18 protein-coding genes are annotated in these 25042 nt (G+C 60.3%); 10 read left to right on the forward strand and 8 right to left on the reverse strand.

The window, feature by feature from the left end; all coding sequences use genetic code 11:
* Positions 1-224 precede the first annotated feature (224 nt).
* A complete protein-coding gene (locus ACR9WD_RS05710) occupies positions 225-2114 on the forward strand; it encodes an FAD-binding monooxygenase (RefSeq protein WP_434922898.1) in 1890 nt (629 codons plus the stop codon).
* A gap of 245 nt (positions 2115-2359) precedes the next feature.
* On the opposite strand, the gene ACR9WD_RS05715 is transcribed toward ACR9WD_RS05710, so the two are convergent.
* Positions 2360-2722, reverse strand: coding sequence for a DUF488 domain-containing protein (locus ACR9WD_RS05715; protein WP_038990346.1), 363 nt, complete (start codon positions 2720-2722; stop codon positions 2360-2362).
* Positions 2723-2988: 266 nt separating this feature from the next.
* On the opposite strand from ACR9WD_RS05715, the gene ACR9WD_RS05720 reads away from it, so the two are divergent.
* The 4 genes from ACR9WD_RS05720 to ACR9WD_RS05735 all read left to right on the forward strand — a co-directional run bounded on the left by ACR9WD_RS05720 (position 2989) and on the right by ACR9WD_RS05735 (position 5630).
* Positions 2989-3441 (forward strand): FHA domain-containing protein, encoded by a 453-nt coding sequence (locus tag ACR9WD_RS05720; RefSeq protein ID WP_038990347.1) that lies wholly within the window; start codon positions 2989-2991, stop codon positions 3439-3441.
* A gap of 74 nt (positions 3442-3515) precedes the next feature.
* Positions 3516-4271, forward strand: coding sequence for a transcriptional regulator FtsR (ftsR, locus tag ACR9WD_RS05725; RefSeq protein ID WP_246857142.1), 756 nt, complete (start codon positions 3516-3518; stop codon positions 4269-4271).
* 40 nt (positions 4272-4311) lie between these two features.
* The gene (locus tag ACR9WD_RS05730; RefSeq protein ID WP_038990348.1) at positions 4312-4794 is read left to right on the forward strand and encodes a bifunctional nuclease family protein; all 483 of its coding nucleotides are present in this window, start codon (positions 4312-4314) and stop codon (positions 4792-4794) included.
* A 242-nt stretch (positions 4795-5036) separates the two neighbouring features.
* Positions 5037-5630, forward strand: a complete 594-nt coding sequence (locus tag ACR9WD_RS05735; protein WP_038990350.1) for a MerR family transcriptional regulator — start codon at positions 5037-5039, stop codon at positions 5628-5630.
* Positions 5631-5735: 105 nt separating this feature from the next.
* Here ACR9WD_RS05735 and ACR9WD_RS05740 read toward each other — a convergent pair whose 3' ends face one another.
* Positions 5736-6551 (reverse strand): ParA family protein, encoded by an 816-nt coding sequence (locus ACR9WD_RS05740; RefSeq protein ID WP_149596656.1) that lies wholly within the window; start codon positions 6549-6551, stop codon positions 5736-5738.
* A gap of 351 nt (positions 6552-6902) precedes the next feature.
* On the opposite strand from ACR9WD_RS05740, the gene ACR9WD_RS05745 reads away from it, so the two are divergent.
* The gene (locus ACR9WD_RS05745) at positions 6903-10355 is read left to right on the forward strand and encodes a pyruvate carboxylase (protein WP_434922899.1); all 3453 of its coding nucleotides are present in this window, start codon (positions 6903-6905) and stop codon (positions 10353-10355) included.
* 100 nt (positions 10356-10455) lie between these two features.
* Positions 10456-10998, forward strand: coding sequence for a hypothetical protein (locus ACR9WD_RS05750; RefSeq protein ID WP_038990352.1), 543 nt, complete (start codon positions 10456-10458; stop codon positions 10996-10998).
* Here ACR9WD_RS05750 and ACR9WD_RS05755 read toward each other — a convergent pair.
* The 3 genes from ACR9WD_RS05755 to ACR9WD_RS05765 form a co-directional block, all read right to left on the reverse strand.
* Entirely contained in the window at positions 10971-12782 is a 1812-nt protein-coding gene (locus ACR9WD_RS05755) for an AMP-dependent synthetase/ligase (RefSeq protein WP_434922900.1), read from the reverse strand. The two genes, ACR9WD_RS05750 and ACR9WD_RS05755, sit on opposite strands and share 28 nt — an antisense overlap.
* Positions 12783-12895: 113 nt before the next feature.
* Positions 12896-13330: a hypothetical protein gene (locus ACR9WD_RS05760; protein ID WP_052253602.1), complete on the reverse strand. Its 435-nt coding sequence runs from the start codon at positions 13328-13330 to the stop codon at positions 12896-12898.
* Positions 13327-14103, reverse strand: a complete 777-nt coding sequence (locus tag ACR9WD_RS05765; RefSeq protein ID WP_434922901.1) for an alpha/beta hydrolase — start codon at positions 14101-14103, stop codon at positions 13327-13329. Before ACR9WD_RS05765 ends, ACR9WD_RS05760 begins: the two co-directional genes overlap by 4 nt.
* 133 nt (positions 14104-14236) lie before the next feature.
* Here ACR9WD_RS05765 and ACR9WD_RS05770 point away from each other — a divergent pair, with 133 nt between their 5' ends.
* Entirely contained in the window at positions 14237-14908 is a 672-nt protein-coding gene (locus ACR9WD_RS05770) for a lysophospholipid acyltransferase family protein (protein ID WP_208644137.1), read from the forward strand.
* 71 nt (positions 14909-14979) lie between these two features.
* Positions 14980-16383, forward strand: a complete 1404-nt coding sequence (locus ACR9WD_RS05775; RefSeq protein WP_434922902.1) for a class II 3-deoxy-7-phosphoheptulonate synthase — start codon at positions 14980-14982, stop codon at positions 16381-16383.
* Between the two features lie 73 nt (positions 16384-16456).
* On the opposite strand, the gene ACR9WD_RS05780 is transcribed toward ACR9WD_RS05775, so the two are convergent.
* The 3 genes from ACR9WD_RS05780 to ACR9WD_RS05790 form a co-directional block, all read right to left on the reverse strand.
* The gene (locus ACR9WD_RS05780) at positions 16457-18673 is read right to left on the reverse strand and encodes a protein kinase domain-containing protein (RefSeq protein WP_434922903.1); all 2217 of its coding nucleotides are present in this window, start codon (positions 18671-18673) and stop codon (positions 16457-16459) included.
* A 202-nt stretch (positions 18674-18875) separates the two neighbouring features.
* On the reverse strand, positions 18876-19124 hold the full coding sequence (locus tag ACR9WD_RS05785) for a WhiB family transcriptional regulator (protein ID WP_013348560.1): 249 nt from the start codon (positions 19122-19124) through the stop codon (positions 18876-18878).
* Positions 19125-19738: 614 nt separating this feature from the next.
* Entirely contained in the window at positions 19739-23572 is a 3834-nt protein-coding gene (locus ACR9WD_RS05790) for an FtsK/SpoIIIE domain-containing protein (protein WP_434922904.1), read from the reverse strand.
* Between the two features lie 249 nt (positions 23573-23821).
* Here ACR9WD_RS05790 and ACR9WD_RS05795 point away from each other — a divergent pair, with 249 nt between their 5' ends.
* Positions 23822-25042, forward strand: coding sequence for a CpaF family protein (locus tag ACR9WD_RS05795; RefSeq protein WP_038990359.1), 1221 nt, complete (start codon positions 23822-23824; stop codon positions 25040-25042).

Consider the following 25042-nt stretch of genomic DNA (forward strand, 5'->3'; position numbering starts at 1 on the left):
CGAACCTCCATGAACAACAAGTACTGGAGTCTGCTGGCGCGCAGTGGGAGCATCTGCAGCAAAGGGCATCAAGCGACCCGAGCGCGTGGGGTGCCGCCTACGTCCGCTTGTGTGTGAGCTCACAGATCGTATATGATTAATGTGCGATAAAAGATCATGGAGTTCTAATATCGAACAAGTAGCGTATTGACTGAGGTCATCAGAGGGAATTGGGGGATGAAACGGTGCAGTTTCACCACAACGGATACATTTCGGCTGATCCACGAGTGCAGCCAGCTGCTGGTGCGGGCGTAAATCGTCCCGCCGAGCTGCCGGATGAAATGGATGTGCTGATCGTCGGCGCCGGTCCTGCCGGGATCATCACCGCCGCCCAGCTGTCCCAATTCCCTGATGTGCACACCCGCATCATCGACCGGCGCCCGGGCCGGCTGGAAATCGGCCAGGCCGACGGAATCCAGTCGCGCACCGTCGAGACCTTCCAGGCGTTCGGCTTTGCCGAGCGCATCACCGCCGAGGCCTATATCATCAAGGAAACCACCTTCTGGAATCCCGACCCGGCAAGCCCGGAGCGGATCATCCGCACCGACCGCACCCCCGATGACCCAATGGGTGTCAGCGAATTCCCGCACCTCGTCGTCAACCAGGCTCGAGTCATCGACTACTTCGCTGAATTCGCCGCGAACTCGCCAGCCCGCACCGTCCCGGACTACGGCTGGGATTTCAAGAAACTGGTCGTCGAAGACGGCGAGGAGTATCCCGTCAAGGTCACCCTGATCGGTTGCACGGATGGCAACGAGGGCATCGAGCGCGTAGTGCGGGCCAAGTATGTGGTCGGATCCGACGGGGCCCGTAGCAATGTCCGCCGCTCAATTGGCGCGAAGCTCTCGGGCGATAAGGCCAACCACGCCTGGGGTGTCATGGATACCCTGGCGCTGACCAACTTCCCGGACGTGCGCACCAAATGCGCCATCCATTCCAAGGCCGGCTCGATTCTGCTGATCCCGCGCGAAGGCGGGCAGCTCTTCCGCCTCTACGTCGACCTCGGCGAAGTTCCGGAAGGGGATAACGGCAAGGTCCGCGAGACCCCGCTGGAAGAAATCATCGAGCGCGCCAAGGCGATCCTGAATCCATACACCCTGGAGGTCAAGGACGTTGCGTGGCACAGCGTGTACGAAGTGGGCCACCGACTGGCCGACCGCTTCGACGATGTAGCGGTCGAGGAAATCGGTACCCGCGAACCACGCGTGTTCATCACCGGCGATGCCTGCCACACGCACTCGGCCAAGGCAGGCCAGGGCATGAACGTGTCCATGCAGGACGGCTTCAACCTGGCCTGGAAGATCGGCTACGTGCTCTCCGGCCGGGCTCCGGAAAGCCTGCTGCGCACCTACTCGGAGGAACGCAAGGTGATCGCCAAGGACCTGATCGACTTCGACAAGAAGTGGTCCTCCATCATGGCCGCCTCGCCCGAGGAGCTCGAAGGCCAGGAAGGCGTTGCCGAGTTCTACGTGCGCACAGCCGAATTCCCTGCGGGCTTCATGACCGAGTACCCGCAGTCGTCGCTGACCGCGGGCAAGGACTACCAGGAACTGGCTGCCGGCTTCCCTATGGGCAAGCGCTTCCGCTCCTCGCAGGTCATGCGCTTGGCCGATGCCAATCCGAAGCACCTGGGCCACCACCACCGGGCCGATGGCCGCTACCGCATCTACGTCTTCGCAGACCAGCTGCCAATCGGGCAGTCGCAGAAGATTGCCGACCTGTCGAGCTGGCTGCTGGAGGACGAGCGGTCGCCGCTGGTGCGCTTCACCCCGAAGGGCGCCGACACCGATGCGCTGTTCGACATCAAGGTCGTCTACCAGCAGGACTACACCACGATGAACGTCAACGACGCGCCCAAGGTGTTCCGTCCGAACATCGGGGACTTCGGACTCATGGATTACGAGAAGGTCTACACCACGCGGGAAGGCTCAGATATCTTCGAGGAGCGCCAGATCTCCCGCGATGGCGCGATCGTGATTGTCCGTCCGGACATGTACGTAGCCAGCATCCTGCCGCTGGACGCTACCGAAGAGCTGGCCGGCTTCTTCGAACCGATCCTGCTCGATCAGCGCTAAGCAGTGCGCTGACTTCCGGCACCTAGAATAACGATGGCACCGCGAATATCTCGCGGTGCCATCGGCATCTTGCTGGAGTCGGTCGCGGCGTCAAGTCCGGAATATTTGCTGGGCTGGCGCGGTTGTACCACTAGGACAGGGCTATTCGACGAAAGGTGCCACGGTGGGCGGGGAATTCAGCTTCGATCTTCAGCAGGTTGTCGCTTCGGACATGGTGTGCGCCGACGGCGTGTGCTTCGTGCCTCCTACGGAGCAGACAGCTGATCCAGCAGATAGTCACGCAACACCATCGCGTGATTAGCCTGCTCATCCTTCGCTCCGTAGACGAAGGTGACCACTGGATGCTGGGAGAGTAATTCCAGGAAATCGTCGACTGCGGGATTCTGGTTCAGTTCGGTGCGATAGTGCTGCGCGAATTCATCAAAGCGGGCGGGGTCATGATCCCAGCCCTTGCGCAGCTCGGTGCTCGGCGCAATGCCCTTGGCCCAGTGATCCAGCTGGAGCACCGCCTTGCTTTGCCCGCGCGGCCAGAGCCTGTCAACCAGAATCCTGTAGCCATCCTCGGCGCTGGGCGCTGCGTATGCCCGCTTGAGCAGTATTTTCGTCATGATTCACCTGAAAGTTCCTGATATGGCCTTGCATCGATTTCATCTGTGCGAAAAGATCGAAGTGTTGGCGATCCCAGTGCATCTTCTTCTCTAATGGCATCATGCCACACTGGCCATCCGGCGCATCGGAAAATATGTACTTTCTGTTATCACTTGGGCAGTGAGTAGGCTAATCTGTAAATAGTTTGGTAATACTGACTGTGCCAACGTAGAACACAAGGTCGTCACGCACGAACTGTAAGCAGAATTTTCTGGAGGACCCAACAATGTCGGAACATCGGCCGGTTGACCCGCACAACGAGTCTGCCTCTGAGACGACCAATATCGCTCTTCCTGGGGCGCACAAGGGTGCTGAACCTTCGGTCATCTACACCCTGAGTGAAGATGAGAAAAACGCAGTTAACGCCCTTCCAGCTGGTTCTGCGCTGCTTATCGCCCATTCAGGACCGAATAAGGGCGCACGTTTCCTGCTGGACACCGACGAGAGCATCGCAGGCCGGCATCCGAACGCCGATATCTTCCTGGATGACGTAACCGTTTCGCGTCGTCACGCCAAGTTCTCCCGTACTGGCGAGCGCTTCACCCTCAGCGACATCGGATCGCTCAACGGCACCTACATCAACGGCGACCGCATCGATGAAATCCCTTTGAGCACCGGCGTGCAAGTTCAGATTGGCAAATTCCGCCTGAATTTCTACCAAAGCGTTCCCAACCTTTAAACTGGTAGAGTTCGAGGTTTTGTCCGCCGGCGTCTGGCACGCCGACATATCCATACATCCGAGGTGTAGACCCTTTGCCGATCTTTGACGCAGCCCGCAGCCCACGACTCGAGGCACCACGCCACGAGGCCGTCCGGCAGGCCGCGCTGAATATCGGCGAAGTGCTCTCGGAACTCAAGGATGAATTCCCGCGCGTCACCGCTTCCAAGATCCGTTTCCTGGAAGACAAGGGTTTGATCATCCCGCAACGCACCTCAGCCGGATACCGGAAGTACTCCGCGTCGGACGTGAGCCGCTTGCGTTTCATCCTGTCCGTGCAACGCGACCAGTACCTGCCTTTGAAGGTCATCAAGGACCACCTTGACTCGGTGGACCGCGGTGAAGCACCGGCGGCATTGCCTGGGGGAGCCCCGGTGGCTCCCAAGGCAGTCAACAACGACATGGCCGAGGCCGTGGAGCGAAAGGCCCGTTCGGTCTCCATGGCTGAGCTGCAGGGGCTGACCGGCGCCAGTGAGGATCTCATCGGCGAATTGATCAAGTTTGGCTTGATCGAACCGTTGGCTGGCCTGTTCGACGCCAGCAGCATCAAGGTCACCAAGTCGGCGGTACAGCTGGCCGGTCATGGCGTCGAGCCCCGCCATCTGCGGCAGTTCCGCACCGCGGCCGATCGCGAGTTCTCGCTGATCGAATCGATTGTCGGCAACGAACTGAAAAAGCCGGAAGTTTCCGCCCGCGCCCGTGCCGCGGAAGAGGCCCAGGAAATCTCCCGCCAGTGCCTGGAAATTCACGAAGCCCTAGTGCAACGTGCTATTTCCCAACTAGATCGCTAGGCTGAATTCCAACAGGAAACCACAACTCTAAGGGGCTAGCATGCTGGAACTGGAGTTTGCCGGGATCCGTATTCAACTGCCGGCGAATCAGCCGCTGCTGCTGCTCAAGTATCCAGAGCGGAATCTCTACCTGCCGCTGTGGATTGGCGCGCCCGAGGCTTCGGCCATTGCCATGTCCGAGCAAGGGCTCACACCGCCGCGTCCGATGACTCACGACCTGTTGATCAGCGTCATTGAAAGCATGGGCGTGAAACTTGAACGGATCGAAATCGTCTCGGTGCACAACGCCGTATTCGTCGCCGAACTCGTCCTCTCCAACGGCAAACGCGTGGATTCGCGTTCCTCTGATGCGGTGGCGCTGGCCGTGCGCGCGCAGTGCCCCATCATGTGCGCCGAGGATGTCCTGGAGGAAGCAGGAGTGGCGATCGAAAACGAGTCAGACGGCGAAGAAGCGCCCGAGGAGCAAATGCGGGAATTCCGGGAATTCTTGGACAACATTGATCCAGAAGATTTCTCCTCATAGAAATCGGACGTTTGGTTTCAGCGGAATACAGGCCTTGAATTGGGTAATTCCCGAAGCTCGCGCGACACGCCTTAAAGTTAAGCTTGAAGGTCTTTGACCATTAGGCATTATCGCCGTACCGTCTTTGCATAGGGACATTTAAATAGAGCTGTATTTTGATACTCATCACTCGCATCTGCGCGGTTCTTATTCGGTCCCTGGATACTCGTTTAGGAACGTGCTGACACGCAAGGAGCAATTGGATGGAGTCTCGCCAGACTGGACCTCACTATGGGGTCGATGGTGGCACCAAGCAATCCAGTACCCAAGGGTTGCTCTTCACCGATGACCTGCCTGAGCTGGACGAGCATGCAGGCTACCGTGGTCCGATTGTGTGCAAGGCGGCAGGCATCACCTACCGCCAGCTCGACTACTGGGCACGTACCGGCTTGGTGGAGCCAGCAGTGCGCGGAGCCAAGGGCTCTGGCAGCCACCGGCTCTACTCCTTCCGGGACATCCTCGTGCTCAAGGTCGTCAAGCGGTTGCTGGACACCGGAGTATCACTGCAGCAGATCCGTTCGGCTGTTTTGCATCTGCGTGAACGCGGTGTCGAGGATCTTGCCCAGATCACCCTGATGAGCGATGGCGCTTCGGTCTACGAATGCACGAGCGCCGATGAGGTCATCGACCTCGTCCAGAAGGGCCAAGGCGTGTTCGGCATCGCCGTGGGCCGCGTCTGGCGCGAGGTCGAAGGATCGCTGGCCCAGCTGCCATCTGAGAGCTCTGCGCAGCAGACCCTGCCTGAAGACGAGCTGGCTGCCCGTCGTGCCGCCAAGGCCGCTCGTAACGTCGGCTAAGCTCGGGACTGGAAACCAATACTTAAACTACTGGCCGGATCTTCCACGAAGGAAGATCCGGCCAGTAGTTTAAGTTCCAATTTCTCCAGATATCGTCCGGAGATCCTAGGTGTTGTTCGGGCCTGCGACAGACATGACTTCCTTGAGCAAGGCGTCGAACTGGGCCAGCATCGGAGCGGTGGCTTTCGAAGGCCACTGGTGCACCGAATACGCGGCGCCCTGGATCTGCTGCCACTCCGGGTGCTCGGGAATTTCGGGCTTGACCATGGAATCGCCGAACATCTGGCGCATTTCGCCCAAGCGGAAGGTGTGCTCTGCAGAATCCTTGCGGACCCGGTTGGCGACGACGTGTACCGGTCCCAAGGACGGAGCGAACTCGCGGCGGAACAGTTCCAATGCGCGCTGGGTGCGCTCGGTGCCGGCGACGGAGAACAGGCTGGGTTCTGCGACCAGCAGGAGCTGATCCGATGCGCTCCATGCCATGCGGGTCAGGCCGTTGAGCGATGGCGGGCAGTCGATGAGCACCAGCTGGTAACCGCTGGTGCGGCTCAGGAGCTGGGAGAGGCGGCGCAGGTCGCGGGTGCGCAGATCAGGGCGATCGTAGATTCCGGTGAAGGCGTCGCCAACAGCAACGTCGAGCACTGGAATGCGGGTGCGGGACTTCTTCTCTGCTGCCTTTGACTGCCAGGCGCTGGCGACAACCTGATCCTGCAGGCGGGCACGGCGAGCGTTCTTGAGCATCTGCCCAATTGGCTGCTTTCCGTTAGCCCGGACTCCGAGGCCAGTGCTGGCATCCGCATGGGGATCCAGGTCAATGACGAGAGTCGGAATGCCGGCGGCAAGTGCTGCTGAAGCCAATCCGAGTGTCACGGAGGTTTTTCCTACGCCACCCTTGAGGCTGCTGATGCTCACTACGTGCACGGACCAGACCACGCCTTTCACTGTTCGTTAGTTTAAACGTCCCACCGAATTTTTAGTCTCTCATCATCATAGTGTGCCGACCGGCGTTTCACCGACTTTGCAACGTGAGTTTTTGCCATTAGGCACAAGTTAGTGATTAAAACTTCACAGCTCCAATTATTTCATGTGGTCTGACCACAAGATGAAATGTTTGGACGTTCTGGAGATTCCCCGTGTAGGGTATTTCACAGAAGTGGCAAATGCTTGCCGCTTTTCGAGACCCGACACGCTGGTATGGCGGGCAAGCACCTGGCGGAAACAGTCCCGAGGGTGCCGTTGTGCCAGCGTGTAATGATTCGATGTAGGGACACTATGTTTGAAAAGATCTTGGTCGCCAACCGCGGTGAGATTGCAATTCGTGCCTTCCGTGCCGGCTACGAGCTGGGCGCAAAGACCGTTGCTGTCTACCCACATGAAGATCGCAATTCGATCCACCGCCAGAAGGCCGCAGAGGCCTACCAGATCGGCGAAGAGGGCCATCCGGTCCGAGCCTACCTGGATATAGACGAGATTATCCGCGTTGCCAAAGAAGCCGGCGCGGACGCAATTTACCCGGGCTACGGATTCCTCTCGGAGAACCCCGACCTCGCCCGCGCTGCCGAAGCAGAAGGCATCAAGTTCATCGGTCCAAAGGCGGACGTGCTTGAACTGGCCGGCAACAAAGTCGCGGCACTGAAAGCGGCCCGCGAAGCAGGCATTCCGGTACTGGAATCCTCCGAGCCAAGCGACGACGTCGACTACCTGGTCGCCGAGGCCGATCGCATCGGCTTCCCGATCTTCGTCAAGGCAGTAGCCGGCGGCGGCGGGCGCGGCATGCGCCGCGTCGACAAGCGCGAAGACCTGCCGGAACTGATGGGGGCGGCCATGCGCGAAGCCGGCACCGCCTTCGGCGATCCAACCGTCTTCCTGGAGCAGGCAGTGCTGCGTCCGCGCCACATCGAGGTGCAGATCCTCGCCGACGAGCAAGGCAACATCGTCCACCTGCATGAGCGCGACTGCTCGCTGCAGCGCCGCCACCAGAAGGTTGTCGAGATCGCTCCGGCACCGAACCTGGACGAGTCGATCCGCCAGGCGTTGTTCCGCGACGCCGTGAAGTTTGCCCAAACCCTGGGCTACCAGAACGCCGGTACCGTCGAATTCCTCGTCGATACCGTGGGCGAGCGCGCCGGTCAGCACGTCTTCATCGAGATGAACCCGCGCATCCAGGTGGAGCACACGGTGACCGAAGAAGTCACCGACATCGATCTGGTCCAGGCGCAGATGCGCATCGCCTCCGGCGAATCGCTGAAGGACCTGGGCATCAGCCAGGATGCAGTCCAGGTGCGTGGCTGGGCACTGCAGTCCCGCATCACCACCGAAGATCCGGCCAACGGCTTCCGTCCGGATGTCGGAACCATTACGGTGTACCGTTCGGCCGGCGGCTCGGGCGTACGCCTGGATGGCGGCACGATCTACACCGGTGCGGAGGTCTCGCCGCACTTCGACTCGATGCTGGTCAAGCTCACCTGCCGCGGCCGCGACTACGCCACCGCCGTGGCCCGCGCCCGCCGTGCGCTGGCCGAGTTCCGCGTGCGCGGCGTGGCCACCAACATCCCGTTCATCCAGAATGTGCTCAGCGACCCGCAGTTCCTGGCCGGTGATGTCGCTACCAACTTCATCGATTCCCGTCCGGATCTGCTTACCGGCAACGAGTCCCAGGACCGCGGCACCAAGGCGCTGAACTACCTGGCCCATGTCACGGTGAACCAGCCCAATGGCAGCCGTGTCGAGGGCATCGACCCGCGCAAGAAGCTTCCCGCGTTCCCGGGCGACAAGTCCGACGAGCCGGAGCGTTCGCCATTCGACGGCCCATCGAAGTCTGCCGCACCGGTTGATGGCTGGCGCCAGAAGCTGCTGGAGCTGGGCCCCGAGGGCTTTGCCAAGGCGCTGCGCGACTCGAAGGCGGTGGGCATCACCGATACCACCTTCCGCGACGCGCACCAGTCGCTGCTGGCCACCCGCGTGCGTACCCGCGACCTGCTCGCCGCCGCTCCGGCCTACGCGCACAACGTGCCGCAGCTGTTCTCCATGGAGGTCTGGGGCGGTGCCACTTACGATGTGTCCCTGCGATTCCTGGGCGAGGATCCATGGAAGCGCCTGGAGCTGCTGCGCGCCGAGCTGCCGAACATCCCGCTGCAGATGCTGCTGCGCGGACGCAACACCGTGGGCTACACCCCATACCCGACCGAGGTAACCGACGCGTTCGTGAAGGAAGCAGCCTCCGCCGGCATCGACATCTTCCGCATCTTCGACGCGCTGAACGATGTCTCGCAGATGGCCCCGGCCATCAAGGCAGTGCGCGAAACCGGCACCGCGGTCGCCGAAGTGGCCCTGTGCTACACCGGCAACCTGCTGGATGCCAACGAGAAGCTGTACACCCTGGACTACTACCTGGACCTGGCCCAGCAGATCGTCGATGCCGGTGCGCACATCATCGCGATTAAGGACATGGCAGGCCTGCTGCGCCCGGCCGCTGCCACCAAGCTGGTGACCGCGCTGCGCGAACGCTTCGACCTGCCGGTGCACCTGCACACCCACGACACCTCCGGCGGCCAGCTGGCAACCCTGATGGCTGCCATCGATGCCGGCGTCGACGCCGTGGACGTGGCCAGCGCGGCCATGGCGGGCACCACCTCGCAGCCTTCGGCGTCCGCACTGGTCGCGGCGCTGGAATTCACCGAACGCGATCCGGGCCTGTCGCTGGATGCAGTGGCGTCGCTCGAACCGTACTGGGAAGCAGTGCGCGCGATGTACAGGCCATTCGAATCCGGACTGCCGGCGCCGACCGGCCGTGTCTACCAGCATGAGATTCCTGGCGGCCAGCTTTCGAACCTGCGCCAGCAGGCCATCGCGCTGGGCCTCGGCGAGCGTTTCGAAGCCATCGAGTCGATGTACGCTTCGGTCAACGACATGCTCGGCAACGTGGTGAAGGTTACCCCGTCATCCAAGGTCGTGGGCGACCTGGCCCTGCAGCTGGTCGGCTCCGGCGTGCCCGCCGCGGACTTCGAAGCGAACCCGCAGAACTACGACATCCCGGATTCGGTCATCCAGTTCCTCTCGGGCGAGCTGGGCAACCCTCCAGGCGGATGGCCAGAGCCATTCCGCACGAAGGCGCTGCAGGGACGCAACGTCAAGGCCCGTATCGAGGACCTCTCGGCGGAAGACGCGGCGGCGCTGAAGTCGGATTCGGAGACGATCCGCGGCACCCTGAACCGGCTGCTCTTCGCAGGCCCAACCCGCGACTTCGAGAAGTCGGTGGAGAACTACGGCGATTTGTCCGTGCTGCACACCCGCGACTACCTCTACGGCCTGGTTCCAGGCATCGAGCATGTCATCTCGCTGGGCACCGGCGTCCGACTGCTCGTCCGGCTGGTATCGGTGTCGGAAGCTGACGAGAAGGGCCTGCGCACCGTCGTGGTCAACCTCAACGGCCAGTCCCGCCAGGTCAGGGTCCGCGATGAATCGGTGGAATCCACCGTGAAGTCCGCGCCGAAGGCCGACCCTAACGACAAGGGCCATGTCGCCGCACCATTCGCCGGAGCCGTGACGGTCAACGTCAAGGTCGGCGACTTGGTCGAGGCCGGCCAGTCGGTAGCCACCATCGAAGCCATGAAGATGGAGGCAGGCATCACCGCCAACACCGGCGGCGTGGTCAGCCAGGTAACCCTGAACGGCACCAGCCAGGTGCAGGGCGGTGATCTGCTGCTGGTCATCGAACCGAAGTAGCACCCGCCGTACCCGGAGCGCAGGGGCTCGCGACCACGGTTGCGGGCCCCTGCGCTCTGCCGCAAATGATCGTGCGAACCAACTAGCTGAAGGAGCAGGGATGCGCGCACACAAGACGAAGCCCGGGGCTGCGCCCGAGGAGCTGAAGCAACAAGTTGCCGAGCTGGGATCCAGGATCCTGCCCATCTCGGTACTGGTCTTCACCCTTGACACGCATCTGCCATTTTGCGAAATTGCCGAGCACTTGGCCGAGCAATTCGGCGAGCTGGAGTGCCAGGCCACGGTAGCCACGGCCGGGCCGCAGCGCGTGCAATCGGTGAGGGAAGGCAAATTCACCGGTGTGAACGTGCTGGTGGCGGTGGGGGATACCAGCGCCGAATCCGAAGACCGGTTGATGGAACTGGTGGAATGGCTGCTGGCCAATGGCCGCAAGGAGCTTGCCGCGAACCTGATCTACGCGGTGCTCGGCCACGAGCACCAGAACCACCCTGCCCCGGCGTTCAGCCGCGTGGTCCTGCCGCGCAGCTACTATGCCCGGACACAGCAAAGCGGCCTCAAGTTGCCTTGGGCCGCTTCAGCTCGCGAATCGTGGGAGCTGGCTCATGCTGTGCTGGATTATGCAGTGGGCTTGGGAGCCGAGTAGATCTGATCGATCACTGCTTCGTAGTCCTGGAGCACTACCGCACGCTTGATCTTCATCGAGGGAGTCAGATGGCCGGTTTCCTCGGTGAAGTCAGCGGGCACGATGCGGAAGGACTTGATTGCCTCTGCCTTGGAGACCGAGGCATTGGCCTTGTCGATTACCGCCTGCACGGTTTCGAGCACCTTCGGGTGGGTCGACAACTCCTCCAGCGACAGGTCCTTGTCCATCTGGTGGCGGGCCAGCCAGCCCGGCAGGGCTTCCTGGTCCAGGGTCACCAGGGCCGCAATGAACGACCGGCCCTCGCCGATGACGACGCATTGGGATACCAGCGCGTCGGCGCGGATCTGGTCCTCGAGCAGGGCAGGAACCACGTTCTTGCCGCCAGCGGTCACGATGATTTCCTTCTTGCGGCCGGTGATCTTCAAGAATCCATCGGCATCGAGCTCGCCGATGTCCCCGGTGTGGAACCAGCCGTCGGTGAAGGTCTCGTCCTGGAGTTCCGGGCGGTTGCGGTAGCCGCGCATCACGCAGATGCCCTTGGCGAGGATCTCGCCGTCAGCGGCAATGCGCACGGCGTTGCCCGGCAGCGGCTTGCCGACGGTGCCGATCTTGATGCGGTCAAGCGTATTGACCGAAATCGGCGCGGTGGTTTCGGTCAGTCCGTAGCCTTCCAGAATGGTCACGCCCATCCCGTTGAAGAAATGGCCCAGGCGTTCGCCCAGCGGGCCGCCTCCGGAGACGGCATGGCGGATGTTGCCGCCCATGGCGGTGCGCAGCTTCTTGTAGAGCAGGGCGTCGAAGAGCTTGTGCTTCAGATTCAGCGCCAGCGGAACCTTGCCCTGCTGCGTGGCCTTGGAATACGCCACCGCGACGCTGACGCCGGCGTGGAAGATCTTGGCCTTGCCGCCGTCCTCGGCCTTGAGCATGGCCGAGTTGTAGACCTTCTCGAAGACGCGCGGCACGGCGAGGATGAAATTCGGCTTGAAGGACTGCAGGTCCTCGAGCAGGTGCTTGACATCCGGGGTATGCCCGGTGCGGCAGCCGGCGGCCACGTTGACCACCGAGATGAAACGGGCGAATACGTGGGCCAGCGGCAGGAACATGATGGTCGATGCGCCCGGGTAGACGGCACCGGGCAAGGCAGCCACCGCATTCTCGGCCAGTTCCACGAAGTTGCCGTGGGTCAGCTCGCAGCCCTTGGGGCGGCCGGTTGTGCCAGAGGTGTAGATGATTGTGGCGACATCTTCCAGGGATGCGCCTGCCCGGCGGGTTTCGAGCAGCTGGTCATCGACGTTCTTGCCATCTTCGGAGAGCTGGTCCAGCCCGCCGTCGAACTGCCAGACATGATCCAGGGAATCGAGCTGCTCCTGATGGGCGGCGCGGCGCACGACCGCTTCTTGGGCGGCGGCCTCCACAACCACGGCCTTGGCGCCGGAATCCGAAACGATCCAGGCAACCTGGCTGGGGGAGGAGGTTTCGTAGATGGGAACGGTGATGCAACCGGCGAACCAGATGGCGAAGTCGACCAGTGTCCACTCGTATCGGGTCTTGGCCATCAGGGCGATCCTGTCGCCGGCCTCGATGCCGTTGGCGATGAAGCCCTTCGCGATGGCCCGGGCATCGGCAGCGAACTGCGAGGCAGTGACATCATTCCATGTTCCGTCGGCTCCCGGCTTGGAGAACAAGGCCGGGTTCGCCGCTGAATTCGCGTGGCGCAGCAGCAGATCGGTAATGTTCGACTGCTCTGGCGAATGAATGCGAATTGGCGAGCTGTATTCGCGCATCTGGTCTTCAACTCCTGAAACTTCGTGTGACCCCATTAGCAATTGCGGGTAATCCGCATCACATGTTTATTACTATAGAGTAACCTACGGTGGTTCGTGCTCAAAGCCGTTTTCTAGACTTGCGCCCCATCATCTCCCGGATCGCGTTCAGTGGGAAGACGTTTCAGCAAGTATGCGACTCCGAGCAGGGCGATGATTCCCAAACCGAAATAAATGAACGCCGGAGCCGAGCGGAAAAACAGCACACACAGCAGCAACCCCAGCGGGCCGCCAGCCGCGCCAGCCCAGGCGAGATTCAGCATCGGATCGCCAGAACCCAGTGCGGCGGGTGCTTCTGGAACGAACTCCTCGCCGGTGTCGTCGACTTCGTAGTCGCGTGGACCGCGAACCGCGGCAGGTCCGGTGTTGAACAGCTTCTCCAGCTGCGCCTTGCGCTCTTCGGCGCTGGGTTCGCGTGGTGCCGCGGCATCGAGCTGGCGGAAATTCTCGACCAGCTCATCCCATTGCGGGTCTTGCTGGTTCGAAGGATGGGCATCATCTGGATTCATGCGCGTTCCTCCTTGCGCTTCTGCTCCCTGGCGGCCAGCTGCGCGAAGAAGCGGGCCGATTCATGGAAGATCTGCTCGGCATCGTAATCCAGCGTGGCCACATGCTTGGAGTGCAGGAGCATATGGTGCTCGGCCAAGGTGCCCGGGTTCAAGCCCCCGACCAGTTCGCGCACCGATTGCTCCGAAACCACGTTGTCAACGGTGGACCGGAAGAGCTGCACCGGGGCGCTGACCAATTCCAGGCGGCGGCGGGTTTGGGCAAAGAGCGCGTGGAGTTCGGCTACTGCTGCTACCGGGGTGCGCGGGTAGGCCCCTTCATCGACGCCGCGCTTGGCAATGTCATTGCTGATCGGGGCGACAGTGCGCACGGCATGCTTGAGCCAACGGGTATAGGGCGCCAAGCGGGAGTCCACGACCAGTCCCGGGTTGACCAGCGACACACCAGCCACGTTGCGCCGGGTCGCCAGATGCAGAGCCAGCGCGCCACCCATGGAAAGTCCGGCGACGAATACCTGCTGGTGGGTCCTGGCGAGCTCGTCGAACGCTTCTTCGGTGGCACCGATCCACTGGTCGTACCCTCGGCCGACCATGTCCTGCCACTGTGTGCCGTGGCCTGGCAAAAGCGGGACGTCAGTGTCGAACCCGGCCAGCTCCAGGGAATCCGCCCAAGGCCGCATGGCGACGGGGGAGCCGGTAAAACCATGGATCAAGAGCACTGCGTTGGAGCGCACGGGCTCATTGAGCGGAGTATTGCCTTCATCAATTTTCATCATGGTACCCTCCCGAATTCTGCCTACACCTCCGAGCGTAGTGCACAATTGAATGGTGCGGAGTGCGCTTCGACCAGCAAGGTCGCGGTTTCTCTTCCCGCGTAGCTGGTCAACTAGAAGAAGGACTTTTCCCGCCGTGCTGTACGACTTCCTCAAGCGTTTCGCTGTCCGGCCACTTATCCGAATTTTCTTCCGCGTCAAGATCCAGGGCATCGGCAATGTGCCGGAAACCGGCGCGGCAATCCTGGCTTCGAATCACTTGTCGGTGTGCGACTCGGTGTTCCTCCCCGCTGCGCTGGACCGCACCGTAATCTTCCTGGCCAAGGACGAGTACTTCAATGGCACCGGCATCAAAGGCCGGATCACCGCGTGGTTCTTCCGCAACATCAACCAGCTGCCCATGGACCGGTCAGGCGGGCAGAAATCGGCGGCCTCGCTGGCCAGCGCCAAGAAGGCGCTGGAGCAGGGACAGGTGCTGGGCATCTATCCCGAAGGGACGCGTTCTCCGGATGGCCGGTTGTACCGGGCCAAGCTCGGTGTCGCCAAGCTCGCCTTGGAGACCGGCGCACCGGTGATACCGATTGCGATGATCGGTACCGACAAGGTGCAGCCCATCGGCCAGAGCCTGCCTCATCCGGGAAAGGTCGGCATCAAGATCGGCAAGCCGCTGACCTTCGAGCACCTGGGCGGCCAGCCATCGAACCCCGAAACGCTCCGTGCCTGCGCCGACGAAATCCGCAAGGCGATCAATGTCCTCTCAGGCCAGAGCTACGTTGATATCTACGCACCGCGCAAAGCGAAGAAGTAGCAGCGCACCAGCGGCAGTGTTACGGCTCGTTGTTACATTCGTCGCGGTGCTTTGAGCCCACGCCACGTAGAATGGGCAAGGTGAGCGAAGAAAACCGAACCCCATTGCCCGGCTCCTCTGTAGCCGGCCCCGCCACCGATCCGCAACTAGATTTGTGGCGTGAACTGCCAATTGCCCAGCAGCCGACCTGGCGTGAGCACAAGGACTATCAGTCCTCCATCAAGGAATTGGGTTCGCGTCCGCCACTGGTATTTGCCGGCGAAGTCGACGTATTGCGCGAACGCCTGGCCGCGGCGGCCCAAGGCAAGGCCTTCTTGCTGCAGGGAGGCGACTGCGCCGAAACCTTTGCCGACGCGACCGCAGACAAGATTTCCTCGCGTGTGCGCACCATCTTGCAGATGGCCGTCGTGCTGACCTATGGCGCCTCGATGCCGGTCATCAAGATGGGGCGCATGGCTGGCCAGTTCGCCAAGCCGCGCTCCTCGAATGACGAAACCCGAGATGGTGTAACTTTGCCGGCATTCCGCGGCGACATCGTCAACGGCTTCGATTTCACGCCGGAGTCCCGTGCCCACGATCCAAAGCGCATGGTGCAGGCCTACAACACCTCATCTGCCACGTTGAACCTGATTCGCGCCTTCACCCAGGGCGGATTCGCCGACCTGCGCAGCGTGCACTCTTGGAACAGCGGCTTCATGGCCAATCCGGCGCACTCCGCCTACGAGCAGCTGGCCGGAGAAATCGACTCGGCCATCCGCTTCATGGATGCCTGCGGAGCAGACTTCGAGGCGCTCAAGCGCACCGAGTTCTTCGCTTCCCACGAAGCCTTGCTGCTGGACTACGAGCGTGCGCTGACCCGTACCGACTCCCGCACCGGCCTGCCGTACGCGACCTCGGGCCACTTCCTGTGGATCGGCGAACGCACCCGCCAGCTGGACCACGCCCACGTTGATTTCCTTTCGCGCGTGCGCAACCCAATCGGCGTGAAGCTGGGCCCAACCACGGATCCAGAAGATGTCTTGGCGCTGATCGACAAGCTCGATCCGAACCGCGAGCCGGGCCGACTGACCTTCATCACCCGCATGGGTGCGAAGAACATCCGCGAGAAGCTGCCGAGCCTGGTGGAGAAGGTCACTGCATCAGGAGCACAGGTGCTGTGGGTTACCGACCCAATGCACGGCAACACGGTCACCAGCCAGAACGGCTACAAGACCCGCAACTTCGAAGACGTCATGGACGAAGTCCGCGGCTTCTTCGAGGTGCACGACTCGCTGGGCACCTTCCCAGGCGGTCTGCATGTGGAGATGACCGGCGACGATGTTGCTGAGTGCCTCGGCGGCGCGGATCCGATCCGCGAGGAAGACTTCGATTCGCTGTATGAGTCGCTGTGCGACCCGCGGCTGAACCACCGCCAGTCCCTGGAAATGGCCTTCCTGGTCTCCTCGGCACTGCAGAGCCGCAGCCGCAATCGCTAGCAGCTAGAAAAGTAATCCGGTTCCCCAAGCGGGAACCGGATTATCTTTTTGTGAACTGGAAGCGCCAACGGCCCTAGAAAGCGTAGATGCTGATCTCGCTGCCGCGCACGGCTTGCTGATGCAGCGGAGATTGCATGCGCACGGTTTGGCCGAAACCGCCAAAGACATCATGGGTCTTGACGGTAAAACCGGCGGATTCCAGCGTCGTGACGGCTTTTTCCACGCCCATGCCAATCACGGACGGGATCTGGACGTACTCCGGTCCTTGCGAAAGATTTACCGTCACGGTGCTGCCATATGGGACGGTGCCCTGAGCTGGATCCTGGAGTGCGATGAGGTCTTTTTCGACCGTCGAGGAATGGACGGCTTCACCTGCCTCAAGCTCCAGGCCAACCGCCTCAAGCTTCTCCTTGGCCGCCTCCTTGCCAAGGCCGATGACCGAGGGAATGCTGACCGGAGCATGTCCCTTTGAAATGGCAAGGGTGATGATGTTCTTCCTCGGCAATTTCTCGCCGGCGGCCGGGGTGGAACTGATGACTTCGCCCTCCTTGACCGATTCCGAGTAGGCTTCGGTGGTCTTAATGTCCTCGAAGCCGACCTCGGCCAGGGCCGTGGTGGCCTGCTCAAGGGTTTTCCCGGCAACATCCGGAACCGCAAAAAGCTGCGGCCCTTGTGAAACGATCAGGTCGATTCCCTGGAACTTCATGATGTTTTCGCCGGTTCCAGGTTGCGAATCCACCACCCGGCCGATGGCAATCTCATCGTCGTAGGCGGTGCCTATGCGAACGGGAACGCCTTGGCCGTCCATCTGCGCGACTGCCTGGGACTGGAGCATTCCGGTCAATGACGGGATGCGGATAATTGTTCCGGGGCCGCGGCCGAAGAACCATCCTGCGCCGGCCACCAGAGCGACGACGAGGATCCACATCAGCGTGATGACGAACCTCTGCGTTCCGGTGCGCGGCTGGCGCAAACTGTGGGTGGGCACCTGGGCTTCCTTGCGCCACTTCCTTGCGGCTTGCTTCTGCGCACGCTTCTGGCCACGGACCGACAGCGGAGCTTCATCGGCTTCGCCATGTTCTTCGGTTGATTCCAACTCATCGCCACGGGAGTACACCGACGTCGCGGCAATTCCAGGATCCGAGCCGGGATCAGCCGCACGAGGCGGGGCCAAGGTGGCTTGCGCGTCGCGAAGGTCCAGGACCTCGGTGGCATCGGCGGCGGCAATGACCGTCGTACGATCAGGATCGGCTGGAGCATCGTCTAGTTCGTAGCCGGCCTCTTGCTGTGCAGCGTTCCGCTCCAGCCACAGCTGTTCACGTTCTTCCTCGCGCTCGCGCTGCATCGCATCAAGGCGCTGCTGCAGCGTCGTAGGCATCTGTGCGAATGCTTGCGGTGCGAGATCTTCGATCCCGCCGAGATCCTCGGCACCGACATCCAATTGCGCATCGCTGAGCGTGGAGCGGATCTGGATGATCTCCTCCAGCAGCAATGAGGCATCCTGCGGACGCTTTTCCGGATCCTTCTCGGTGCACCATCGAACGAGTTCATCGAGATCTTCGGCCAAATCGGGAACCAGGTCCGAGGGCGGGGGCATGGGGGAGTCCAGATGATGTTTCATCAATGCGGCTGCATTGGTTTCGGTATACGGCAATTGCCCCGTCAGCATCTGATAGATCATGATGCCCAGGGCATAGATGTCGCTGCGCGAATCGGCTGGCGAGCCTGAAACCAGTTCAGGAGAAACATGGGACAGCGTTGCCACGAGCGTCGCCGACTGGGTATGGGCGCTCGCGGCACGGGCCAAGCCGAAGTCGGTGACTTTGACTTCACCGGTATCGGAGAGCAGCACGTTGGCCGGTTTCATGTCCCGGTGGATGATGCCCTCGCTGTGCGCGGCGCTGAGACCGCGGCAAATCTGCTCAAGGACGCTGAGGGCCTGGCGCGGTGTAAAACGCCCGCGTTCCTCTATGACCTGTTCGAGATTGCGCCCGCGAACATATTCCATCACGAGGTACACCAGATTGTCGCTCACGTTGTGATCTCGGATTGAAACCACATTCGGATGGGTGATATTCGCGGCGATGACAGCTTCAGATTCGAATCGTTCACGAACCGTGGACTCGCTGGCGAAGTTGTCATTCAAGATCTTCACGACAACGGCTCGGTGCAACCGCTTGTCCACGCTGCGGTAGATCCGTGACATGCCACCCAGAGCGAGCAGATGGTCGAGCCGGTAGCGGCCATCCAGCGTCTTGCCCAGGTTCGGGTCGGTCAGGGCCGGGCTCATTTTGCGGACGCACCTGCCTGAACGGTGCGCGCGAAGCGGGCCAGAGTCACTAACGGATCCTTTCGAACATGAATACTACTTTTAATGTACCTAGGTGAGCTGACAATTTGCCGTTTAAACTCGAAATCCGCCAGTGGTGTTGACCGCTGACGGATTTCGTATAGCGTCTCGGGTTGCGAGAATTACCTCGAGCGCAGCTCAATTAGGAAGCGCGGCGAGCTCGTGCTGCGCGACGCTTCAAGGCACGGCGCTCATCTTCGCTCATGCCGCCCCATACCCCTGCGTCCTGGCCGGACTCAATGGCCCACTGCAGGCAGGTTTCGGTTACTTCACATCGACGGCAGACGCTCTTGGCCTCTTCGATCTGCAACAGGGCCGGACCGGTGTTTCCCACTGGGAAAAACAGTTCCGGGTCCTTTTCCAGACACGCCGCGCGGCTACGCCAATCCATGCTTATTGATGCTCCTTGAAATCTGAGAGGGTCTGAAACGCCAACGGCAATCAACACACAGGCAACAACGACCTAGGAGTGAAATGAATTCCTGGTTGCCTAGTGGTTAACTTCTGGCGTTTCGAAAGGTCGGTGAAGTCCATTCGGGCACTTCGTTTAACCAACCACATAAGGTTTTCATGTAACGCGGAAGTAAACAAGAGTCACGGAAGTGAAAAGTTGCTGAATGCCTGAGGGCTTTCTCACATGGCATTTGGCACCTGGATCCGCTAGTTATCGGTGGTGTGGCGCGAACAACAGCGAAAGTCAATTGTTGCGGTTTGAGTTCCCGTAGAAGGTCAACGAAAATTGTTGATGTGAGCAACGAAAATACAACCTCGTCCCGCCCAACCAGTGTTTTCGTGGTTGCCGCGCTGGTCCTGATTGAAGCACTGGCCACCCTGGCGTACGCCATCAGCTACATGCTGAACCTGGATGCCAATGGAACAGTCAACATGGGCGGGCAGCTATTCATGCTGGCTCTTTGCTTGCTGCTTGCTGTTTGGCACGGCTCGGTTGCCATTAACTTCTTCAAGGGAAAAGCGTTCACTCGTGCTCCGATTATCGTTTGGCAACTATTCCAGCTCATCCTCTCCGTTTCGTTCCTGAGCTCCGACATCCCGATGGTGACGGCCGCGGCGGTCCTGTCCATTGTGATCGCGGGAACTACTGTGGTGATGCTCTTCGCCCCGAAGACGACCGCATTCCTCGGAGACCGGCCGAATCGCTGAAAGCCCGCCAGATAATTCGTACGGAATGTGAATCACACGAGGGTTGCCTCGTTTAGAGATGATGGCGGCCCAATAATCCTTGAACCCTTGGTCAATCTCCGGGTGGATCGGCGGCCAGTTCATCGGTTGAAGATCCTGCGGATGATGGGCTTCGACAACAATCACCTGGCGATCATCTAGCCCATTGACGCTCATTCCCAAGTCGTAGGCGATCCTGTTGGACGGTGGAACGAATAGCACGACACCGATCCCACTGGACTTCAGTGCCTCAATGATCGGCGGCAGGCGCGAATCACTAGTGGTTTCCAAGTACACGCAGAGCAATTCCTGCCGGTCCCCGGATGAGGCGTCATCGAGAGCCCGGACGAACCGATCCAAGTCCGACAAGCCGCAAATATGCATGGCGTTCCAGCGCCCAGCGAGCACATCGCTCAACTGCCCGCGCTGTAGCGTATCGGGACAGAGCACAATGGCTAGTTGCCCTGCTGGTCGAGGCACGGCTTCACCATCAAAGGGCGAGAATCCCAGAAAAGTTTCCGGGCGCAGCGCAGATCCTGCAAAGATCTCTCTGGCCGTTGGCCGGACCGGCCAGGCGCTATCGGCGACGCCAGCCGAATGTGCGTGGGTGAGTTGGAAGACTTGCGGCGGTTGCCCGGAACTTAGTTTGACTCCGCGGCCAGGCAGCGGAGAACAAGCCGGAATCTTGGGCCAGATCATCTTCAACGACTCGGTGGCGTTGAATGGGAAAAACCATTGCTCGGTGCAAAGACCAGTGGACTTCAAGGCATTCTGGTCCCGGTCGACGGAACAAAGAACCATTGGCGATTCAGGCCCGCCGAAGCGCAATAGCGTACCGAGTGCTTCATCCAAGCGTTGAAAATGCTGGGGGTGGATGTTGGACTGCAACTGGGTGAGTGAATGTACAAGAATGATCAATGCCGGATCCTTCGGCATGGATTCCACGAAGTCGACAGCTTCGAAGAAGTCGTAGGGATCTTCACCGGTGACGACTTTGAGGTTCTTGGCGGCATCAGGAACTGGTGATGGACCGAAGCACAATATTTTTCTTGTCGAATCGGCAAGGGAAGCAAATAGCGCGCGTGCACCGGCTTCAGGCAGGCCGCAGATCAACGTTGATCGTGAACGGGCAGGGTCGAGGACCAGCGGCTCGAGCCGGGCCAGATGCAGGTTATCTGCAATACCGCAGCAGATAGCCCCGCGCTCCTTCCCCTCCCAAGACGGCGGCGAAGGCCATGGTTCTGATGGCAATGGCAACGCCGGGGCAAAACCGGATGCCGGCAGCTCCGTACCTGACCATCGTGAAGAAAGCTCGGAGGCACGGTCGCGCAATGGATCTCCGGTTGCTGATGCAACGCTCTTCTCGAATTGGCACAGGGGAAGCAAGGTGAGATCTTGGCGATTCCGCTCGAATAATTCGCCGTGCAGAGGTGGCTCGATGGCCAGATGGAATTGCAGGCACCGAGTTGGCTTGGAAGCACTCTTGATGATCGCCTGGCCAGGGAAGAGGAATTTGGATGCTTGGACGGAGCCAACCAGTTCGATCGATTCGCCTGGGTCGTTGACCCTCAAGGCGATTGTCGTGTTCAAGTTCGCCTTGGTTTGCCCGGTCAAGGCGCCAGCCGGTCGTTGCGTACTGAGAATCAGGTGGATACCGAGAGCCCGGCCTACCGCAGCCAAGCGATCAATTCTGGCGCTGGCTTGAGGCAGGGTTTCGATGAAGACGCGGAATTCGTCAATGACGACTACCAAGCGAGGCAGGACTGGGCCTGGTTCAGCGAGATCTTGATATTCGGCAATGTCGCTGCAACCGTGATCCGCCAAAAGCTCTTCGCGCCGATGCACTTCATGCTCCAATTGCTCTAACGTACGCTGAGCCGCGGCTTCATCAAGGTCGCTTGCGAAGAGCTGGACGTGGGGCAAGCCTGCATAAACACCGAGCCCAGCTCCACCCTTGAAATCAATGAGCACGAGAGCGAGCTGAGCCGGCGAATAGTTGCAGGAAAAATCTGCGATGATGCGCCGGAGCGCTTCTGACTTGCCCGAGCCGGTCGTGCCGCATACCAGTACGTGCGGACCGTCCTCGTGAAGGTCGAGGAACACGTCCTCTTGCTGGTCATCCAGACCCAGAAGCGCGCGTAGGCACCGGGAGCCAGATGGCCTTGAGTCTGGATTCTCTGTTGCTGCTTTCTTAGGCAGCTGCACATATTGCTGCACCATCTTGTCGAACCGAGCGAGGCTCAGCGTGCCCAGGCTCTGAAGAACTAGCCGTTCGTCGGGCAAATGCGCACAGACGGGGCTTGGAACAATCCAATTCTCCACAGACTCGGACAGTACCGGCGAAATGCCCAGCACCAGTGTGCCGGATATGGGCTGCGGTGATTGGGCAGTGACGTACAGCGTGGCCAGACCGGCTTCCTCTTTCCTGAGGAAGCTCGATTCATCGGAATCGGACAGATGGGACATGCAGACGTTGTTCATCAAGAGCAATGACGCAGGAAGACAGCGAATACTGGGATCGATCACCAGCCGTAGCTGGCCGGCATGTATAGCCGGGAGGTAACGCGCAAGAACTGCGGCGAGAATCGATCCCGCACTTTGCCCTTGCACAGTCTTCAATTGCCAGACGCCCGGGGTGCTTGGGAAGAACACCGGACCAAACCAGGGCGCATCCGTCTTCGTCTTTCTGAGGCCTCGAAATATCTTGCGCACGCCCGTGGAAGAAGGACGAGAGAATTCTTGGGGAGACCACAGGCCCTCGCCCCAAACCAAGGGTGGTATCCGATTACAGGACAGGCCCAAAGACGAAGCATCCAGTCCAGCTACGAACGCTTCGCCAAGGTCCGGGGAGTATCTCGTTCTTGCGGCGATCGCGAACGCCCGCTGCTCTTGCATTTCGCTTTTCCACCGACGCCGTTCCACCACCAGCTGACCCGCAGGTACCAGCCCCATCAGGGCAGAAACGCCGCTCAAGACCAGGAAGAGCATTGAACCGGTAACCACGGCAAGCAAGACGCCGGAAATGATCGGAACAAATGCGGCTAAGGCCAATGCAATCAATCGGGACAGTTCGGGCTTTGAAGGTGCCTGGATTTCCAACTGTTCGGAGGAGACCAGATGACCGGAGTCGGCAGCTAATGGATCGCCTACGGCGAATTCGGTGTTGCCTAGCCGGAAGCGTGACCCCTGCTCCAGCTCGACGGACTGGCGGTGGCTTCCATCTGGCATGGCAATTTCTTGCTCGGCACACGCGTGCAGGTGCAAGCCCTGTGCTGTCACGATGACCTTCGCATGATTCCTGGAAACCAGCGGATCTTCCAACCAGAGCGGGGCAGTTCGGCCGATGACATGCTCTCCCTTCGTGAGCGGAATCCAGGCACCAGCGTCGGGGCCGCGAAGCACTAGCAGCTTGAGGCGCGAAGCAGCGGTGCCTGAGACGAGAGCGGGCTGGGGCAGTTCATGGAGCACGAGGCGATCGGCAGCAGACAGAATCTCCAATTCTTCTATCCGCGTTGCTCCCGCAAACCATCGATGGTCCGGGAAGTTCCGCTGCAGGAGCGCGGCGAGCTGCTCGCCCGAGATTCGCCCGGACATGACAAGTTCGAATTGTCTCGGATGCTGGAATTTTCGGGAAACCAGAAGCAATTCATAGCGGACCATGAGCCCTCCTGAAGGTGATGGAAAGTAGCCTTTCCCATCAAAACCAGCAATTTGGTCGGCATCGGGAAATATAAATCCCATTGTGGAGAGAGAATTAAGAACTATCCACAACTGCAGCAACCTCTTGAAAGCGGTCTCCGCTGCAGATAGCATCCCTTGTCATACGAATAGGTATGCTGCACCGACGACGCGCTCGCCGATGGTCCCCGACTTCGGGATCCTCCAACAGGAAAGCCAAAGGAGCCAGTGGTGGATGCGCTGTCCATTGTCGAAGACGAAGTACGTGAGCTGGTCCGGCGTCGCGGATTGGACCCAGCCAAGCAGCCAGCGATGATCCGGGCCTTAATCGATGAAGTCATCCGAGACTACGACGAACGCGCATTGCTTGGAGCTGTGCCTTCACTTGGATCGCTAGAGGCCGCCCAACGTTCAGTTTTCGACAACGTGTCCGGTTTTGGACCATTGCAACCCCTGCTGGATGATCCTTCTGTCGAGGAAATTTGGGTCAATTCACCGCATCAAATTTTTTGCGCAAGGGGCGGCCAAAGCGAACTGACCCACATCCGCATGGAATCGGCCGAAATTGCAGCCCTGGTAGAACGGATGCTCAAGTCCTCTGGCAGGCGCCTGGATCTTTCCCAACCATTCGTCGACTGCCAGTTGCCCGACGGATCTCGTCTGCACGTCGTGATTCCGGATATCACCCACGAGCATTGGGCCATCAACATTCGCAAGTTCATAGCACGCGCAGGAAAGCTCGAAGACCTGGTCGAGCTCGGATCATTGAGCGAACAAGCGGCGAGATTCCTTTCCACCGCCATCGGCGCAGGTCTTAATGTCATCGTGACTGGCCCTACCCAGGCCGGAAAAACCACAATGCTCAACTGCCTGGCATCAGCGATCGGCCCCAGGGAACGAATCATCACCATCGAGGAAATTTTCGAGCTCAATCTCTCGCTACGGGATGTCGTTGCGATGCAAACACGTCTCGCCAATCTTGAAGGAACTGGCGAAATCACCATGCGCCGATTGGTCAAGGAAGCTCTGCGCATGCGCCCTGAACGCATCATTGTCGGCGAGGTTCGCGAGGCAGAGTCCTTGGATATGCTGATTGCGTTGAACTCGGGAATCGCGGGGCTGTGCACCTTGCATGCGAATTCTGCCCGTGACGCGATCACGAAAATTTGCACCTTGCCTCTGCTTGCCGGACCGAACATCACCAGCGACTTCACCATCAAGACGGTAGCCGCATGCATTGACCTAGTTGTCCATTGCGTACGAAGCCCCCAGGGCCATCGCTACGTCAACGAAATTCTCAGTGTGCGCAATCGCGTGGAGGAGGGGCAAATTGAGTCCTCGACGCTTTTCGAACGGCAGGCCGATCGCCTGCAACCGGCCAGGGGTGCTGATTGGTCGCATGAAAAGTTCGATGTAGCTGGCATCAATATTGCCGAACTGATGGCGGTGTAG

Source organism: Glutamicibacter sp. PAEs-4, assembly GCF_051161755.1.
Lineage (GTDB): Bacteria > Actinomycetota > Actinomycetes > Actinomycetales > Micrococcaceae > Glutamicibacter > Glutamicibacter nicotianae.

Coding starts and splice junctions, on each gene's coding strand:
- ACR9WD_RS05715 (WP_038990346.1), bottom strand. CDS start 2,722: ATGACGAAAATACTGCTCAAGCGGGCATACGCAGCGCCCAGCGCCGAG.
- ACR9WD_RS05720 (WP_038990347.1), top strand. CDS start 2,989: ATGTCGGAACATCGGCCGGTTGACCCGCACAACGAGTCTGCCTCTGAG.
- ACR9WD_RS05730 (WP_038990348.1), top strand. CDS start 4,312: ATGCTGGAACTGGAGTTTGCCGGGATCCGTATTCAACTGCCGGCGAAT.
- ACR9WD_RS05735 (WP_038990350.1), top strand. CDS start 5,037: ATGGAGTCTCGCCAGACTGGACCTCACTATGGGGTCGATGGTGGCACC.
- ACR9WD_RS05745 (WP_434922899.1), top strand. CDS start 6,903: ATGTTTGAAAAGATCTTGGTCGCCAACCGCGGTGAGATTGCAATTCGT.
- ACR9WD_RS05750 (WP_038990352.1), top strand. CDS start 10,456: ATGCGCGCACACAAGACGAAGCCCGGGGCTGCGCCCGAGGAGCTGAAG.
- ACR9WD_RS05755 (WP_434922900.1), bottom strand. CDS start 12,782: ATGCGCGAATACAGCTCGCCAATTCGCATTCATTCGCCAGAGCAGTCG.
- ACR9WD_RS05760 (WP_052253602.1), bottom strand. CDS start 13,330: ATGAATCCAGATGATGCCCATCCTTCGAACCAGCAAGACCCGCAATGG.
- ACR9WD_RS05765 (WP_434922901.1), bottom strand. CDS start 14,103: ATGATGAAAATTGATGAAGGCAATACTCCGCTCAATGAGCCCGTGCGC.
- ACR9WD_RS05775 (WP_434922902.1), top strand. CDS start 14,980: ATGGGCAAGGTGAGCGAAGAAAACCGAACCCCATTGCCCGGCTCCTCT.
- ACR9WD_RS05780 (WP_434922903.1), bottom strand. CDS start 18,673: ATGAGCCCGGCCCTGACCGACCCGAACCTGGGCAAGACGCTGGATGGC.
- ACR9WD_RS05785 (WP_013348560.1), bottom strand. CDS start 19,124: ATGGATTGGCGTAGCCGCGCGGCGTGTCTGGAAAAGGACCCGGAACTG.
- ACR9WD_RS05790 (WP_434922904.1), bottom strand. CDS start 23,572: ATGGTCCGCTATGAATTGCTTCTGGTTTCCCGAAAATTCCAGCATCCG.